General features: G+C 74.5%; 4 protein-coding genes. 1 reads left to right on the top strand and 3 read right to left on the bottom strand.

The genetic code is table 11. From position 1 onward, the window contains the following. Positions 1–1,314 (bottom strand): DUF418 domain-containing protein (locus DQW06_RS24385; protein ID WP_157983591.1); only part of this gene is annotated, 1,314 nt, incomplete at its 3' end. Positions 1,315–1,428: 114 nt separating this feature from the next. Then, positions 1,429–2,511 carry a polyprenyl synthetase family protein gene (locus DQW06_RS24380; RefSeq protein WP_013154126.1) on the bottom strand — a complete coding sequence of 361 codons (1,083 nt, stop codon included), beginning with the start codon at positions 2,509–2,511 and terminating at the stop codon, positions 1,429–1,431. Between the two features lie 285 nt (positions 2,512–2,796). On the opposite strand from DQW06_RS24380, the gene metF reads away from it, so the two are divergent. After that, a complete protein-coding gene (gene metF, locus DQW06_RS24375) occupies positions 2,797–3,726 on the top strand; it encodes a methylenetetrahydrofolate reductase [NAD(P)H] (protein ID WP_013154125.1) in 930 nt (309 codons plus the stop codon). Here the strand turns inward: metF and DQW06_RS24370 are convergent. Next, the gene (locus tag DQW06_RS24370; protein WP_013154124.1) at positions 3,638–4,252 is read right to left on the bottom strand and encodes a GNAT family N-acetyltransferase; all 615 of its coding nucleotides are present in this window, start codon (positions 4,250–4,252) and stop codon (positions 3,638–3,640) included. The two genes, metF and DQW06_RS24370, sit on opposite strands and share 89 nt — an antisense overlap. Positions 4,253–4,540 lie beyond the last annotated feature (288 nt).

The raw sequence follows: 4,540 nt of genomic DNA, 5'->3' as shown, positions 1-4,540 counted from the left end.
TCCGTCCGCCGGTCCCCGTGCCCGTCCGCGCCCGACCGTGCGAACCGACGCGCTGCCGGGCTCCTCCGACTCCCGAGCGCCCCGCGCGACCGGGCGGCGGTAGGCCAGGCGGCGCAGCAGCACCTCGGCCGGTCCGCGCCTGCCCGCGCGCTCCAGGGCGTAGGACGCCGCCACCGTCACCAGCCACACGCCCACCGCGAACAGGGCCATCGACCACGAGGCGAGTTCGCCGCCCAGTCCCAGGCCCCAGGCCGCCAGGAGGGGCGCGCACAGCACCGACTGGGCCAGGTAGGCCGACAGCGAGCGCTTGCCGGTCGCCGACAGCGCGCCGACCACCGCGCCCGGTGCGCGACCGCGCCCCTGGATCCGGTGCGCCGCCAGCGCGATCAGCGCCACGTAGCCCAGGCCGCAGGCCAGCCCGGTCACCATGTGCGGCATGGTGAGCATGGCCGCCTGCGCGGGGGACAGCTCCCAGACCCCGATCTGGGTCAGGGCCAGGGGCAGCCCGCCCAGCCAGCCCACGCCGATGCCCAGGGCCGCGGTCCAGCGCAGCAGGCCCAGGTGCCCGCCCGGCTCCTCCAGGATCCGGCGGCGCGCGGCCCAGTAGCCGAGCAGGATCGCCGCGGGCACGACCATGCCCAGCAGCCCCTGGCCCAGCGTGACCAGCGGCCAGTCCAGGACGCGGGCCAGCGCGGCGCCCAGGATCGAGGTGTCGCCGATGTTGTCGGCCATCAGGTCCGTGCTGAACGCGGCCGAGGAGGAGTAGGAGGCCTCCGCGGGCATGGAGGCCAGACCCAGCAGGCTGAACGCCGCCAGCAGGGCGGCCAGCCCGGTGAACACGCCCGACCACACCAGCAGCGTGGCGTCCCTGCGTCGCAGGAACAGCCAGCCCAGGAGCAGCCCTGCCAGGCCGTAGGCGCCCAGGACGTCGCCCATCCACAGCAGCAGGGCGTGGACGAAACCGAACGCGAGCAGCCACAGGTTGCGGCGGCGCAGCAGCGCGTTCACCTCCCGCGCGGAGGAGCCCGCCGCCTCCTGGCGCCGGGCCAGCTGCACCATGCCGTACCCGAACAGGAAGGCGAACATCGGATAGCTGCGCATGTCCACCGCCGTGACGATGACGAACTGCGCGATCCGGTCCAGTACGCCGCCCGGCTCGGGGTGGACGCCGCCCCCGCTGGACGGGAGCGCCCACAGGTACCAGGCCGTGTTGGCGAGCGCGATGAACAGCAGCATGAACCCGCGCGCCAGGTCCGGTGCGAGGGCTCTCTCCCCCGCGCCGACCGGACCGCGGGAAACGGTGTGCCCAGACATGGGAGACCCCCAGGTTTCGCGATATGTCGTGTTAGCGATTCAACCGGAGCGGGCAGACGGACACAACAGGCCCCGGTGGGCGCGAACCCGGGAAAGTCCCCTAGGTAAGGACCCTCAGAAGGAGCGCGAGGTGGCGGCCACGACCAGCTGGCGCAGCGGCTCGCGGGCGGACGCGTCCAGCTCGGGGCTCTCCAGGGCCGCGACGGCCCGGTCGGCGTACTCCGCGATCATCTCCTCGCACGCGGCCAGCGCGCCCGAGCCCTCGATCAGGGAGCACATCCACTCCACCGAGGCCACCGACAGGTCCGGCGCCCCCAGCAGCGAGCGGAACCGCTCGGCGTCGGCCGCCCCGGCGCGCGCCAGGGTCTCGGCCACGACCAGCGTCCGCTTGCCCTCGCGCAGGTCGTCCCCGGCGGGCTTGCCGGTGGTGGACGGGTCGCCGAACACGCCCAGCACGTCGTCGCGCAGCTGGAAGGCGATCCCCAGCGGGATGCCGTAGTCGGTGTAGACCCCGGCCAGCTCCCCGTGGCGGCCCGCCAGGGCCGCGCCCAGGTGCAGCGGGCGCTCCACCGTGTACTTGGCGGACTTGTAGCGCATCACGCGCAGCGCCGCCTCGCGTGTGCCGGTGCCCCGCACCTGTTCCAGGGTGTCCAGGTACTGCCCGGCCATGACCTCGGTGCGCATCGCGTCGAACGGGGGCCGCCCCCGGCCCAGCACCTCCGTCGGGAAGCCGCTGGCCTGGTACATCTCATCCGACCAGGCCAGGCACAGGTCGCCGATGAGGATGGCCGCGCCCTGCCCGAAGCCCTCGCTGTCGCCGCTCCACCCCTGGTCGGCGTGCAGCTTGGCCAGCCGCTTGTGCGTGGCGGGCAGGCCGCGCCGGGTGTCGCTGTTGTCGATCACGTCGTCGTGGACGAGCGCGCACGCCTGGAGGAACTCCAGGGAGGCCGCCGCCCGCACCACCCGCTCGTCCTCGGCCGCGCCGCCCGCGCCCCGCCAGCCCCAGTAGCAGAAGGTCGGCCGCAGGCGCTTGCCGCCGGAGATCATCGCCTCCAGCGCGTCCATGGCCGGTGCCAGCTCCTCCCCGATCTCCAGCAGCTGGGCCCGGTGGCCGGCGCAGAACGAGGTCAGTTCGCGGTCCACACCGGAGCGGGCCGCGAAGACGGCGGAGGCGGACGGGGAAGAGGAAGGCACCATGACCCGCAGGTTATCGGCTGCCGGGCGCTGTCCGGTCCCGCTCCGCCCGATCGGGCCGCCTCCAGCCGTCCGCCGACACGGACGGCACCGTCACCGGCACCGCCCGCGCGGACGCGCGGGTCACCGAGGCGGGGCTGGGCCGAGCCGCGTCCCCGCACGTCGCGCCGCTCGGGAGCGGCGTTCGGGAGTGGCGTGCGCCACGGGTCTCACAGGATGGGACGGGGCCTCCGCCGCGGGGGCGTCTGACCTAAGCTGGTGCGCATGCTGGCTGCACCGACACTCCCTGTGGCGCCCCGAGGCCCGGCCCCCAGGCCGCGTCATATCCGCGAACTCCTCGACGCGGGCGAGCCGATGTTCTCCTTCGAGTTCTTCCCGCCCCGCACGCCCCAGGCGCAGGAGCGCCTGTGGCGCGCGATCAGGGAGATCGAGGCCCTCGGCCCCGCCTTCGTCTCGGTCACCTACGGCGCGGGCGGCAGCACGCGCGGGCTGACCGTGGAGACCACCGAGCGCATCGCGACCGACACCACACTGCTGCCGGTCGCGCACATGACCCTGGTCGACCACTCCGTCGCCGAGCTGCGCCACCTCGTCGGCCGCCTCGCCGACGCGGGCGTGTCCAACATGCTCGCCGTGCGGGGGGACCCGCCCGGCGACCCGGACGGGGAGTGGGTCCGCCACCCCCAGGGGCTGACCTACGCCGAGGAGCTGGTGCGCCTGATCAAGGACAGCGGCGACTTCTGCGTGGGCGTGGCCGCCTTCCCCTACAAGCACCCGCGCTCGGCCGACGTCGAGACCGACACCGACCACTTCGTGCGCAAGTGCGAGGCGGGCGCCGACTACGCCATCACCCAGATGTTCTTCGACCCCGAGGACTACCTGCGCCTGCGCGACCGGGTGGCCGCGCGGGGCTGCGAGGTGCCGATCATCCCCGAGGTCTTCCCGGTGGTGCGCACCTCGTTCATCCCGCGCTCGGAGCAGCTCTCCGGCGCTCCCTTCCCGGCCGACCTGGCCGAGAAGTTCGCCTCCTTCGGCGACGACGACGAGTCCGTGCGGGCCTTCGGCATCGAACACGCCCAGCGCATGTGCGAGCGGCTGCTGGCCGAGGGCGCGCCGGGCATCCACTTCATCACCTCGAACCGGTCCACGGCCACCAGGCAGATCTACCGGGAGATCTCCGGTCACCGGAGCCCGTCAGGGGGAGCCGGGCGGCCATGATCGAGAAGGGCTGACCGGGGCTGCCGGGGAAGCGGAAGTCCTCCAGCACCTCGGTGAACCCGCACGAGCGGTACAGGTGGCGCGCCGCGGAGGGTCCCGAACGCGTGGACAGCACCGCGGTGCGCTCCGGCCTGCCCCGGCACAGGGCGTGGAGCAGGGCGCGGCCCACGCCCCGGTTCTGCGCGTCCGGGTGGACGTGCACCTCGGCGACCTCCAGCGCGTCGGACAGGCAGCGGCGCGCCTGGCGGATCCCCGGGCCCGCGCGCAGCCCCTCCGCCACCGTGTCGTGCCACCACTGGCCGCCGTGCCCGTGGAAGCCGTAGGCGAAGCCGACCGGGAGGCCGCCGCGCACGGCCACCACCGCGCGAAAGCCCGGGTTGCGGGCGTGGCCCCTCATGACGGAGGCGCGCCCGGGCAACTGCTCCGGGGGCGGCCGCATGGCGGCCTCGTACACCTGGAGCAGCGCGGGGACGGCGTGCGTGAAGGCGGGTGGGGCCAGCTCGCGCAACTCGGTATCGGCTACCACGGGCCAAGGGTAGTTCCCCGGCCCCGCCGAGTCCCGGGATTCGCGCGAGGACGGGGTGCGCGCGGCGCCGGGCGGGGTCCTTGACGGGTCCGGCGGCCTGGGGTTAACTGGTTCGTGTCGAACAGGAGTTCGACGAACTCCGTCGGACCCCCCTCCGGCGGGAGGGCGGCGCGGTCGGGTTGGGGAGGGGAAGCCCCACGTCCGGCCGCGCCGCTCCGCCCCGTCCGCCGGCCAGTCCCCGGCCGGGCGGACACGACGAGAACCGGCGCCCCCCCGGGGGCGCCGGTT

Origin of the sequence: Nocardiopsis sp. TNDT3 (assembly GCF_003427465.1) — a bacterium.
Classification (GTDB): Bacteria; Actinomycetota; Actinomycetes; order Streptosporangiales; family Streptosporangiaceae; genus Nocardiopsis; species Nocardiopsis dassonvillei.
This window is presented reverse-complemented; position numbering and strand designations above follow the sequence as displayed.

What these genes read in the sequence shown, in the direction of transcription:
- DQW06_RS24380 (WP_013154126.1), bottom strand. Translation starts at nt 2,511, where the DNA reads ATGGTGCCTTCCTCTTCCCCGTCCGCCTCCGCCGTCTTCGCGGCCCGC.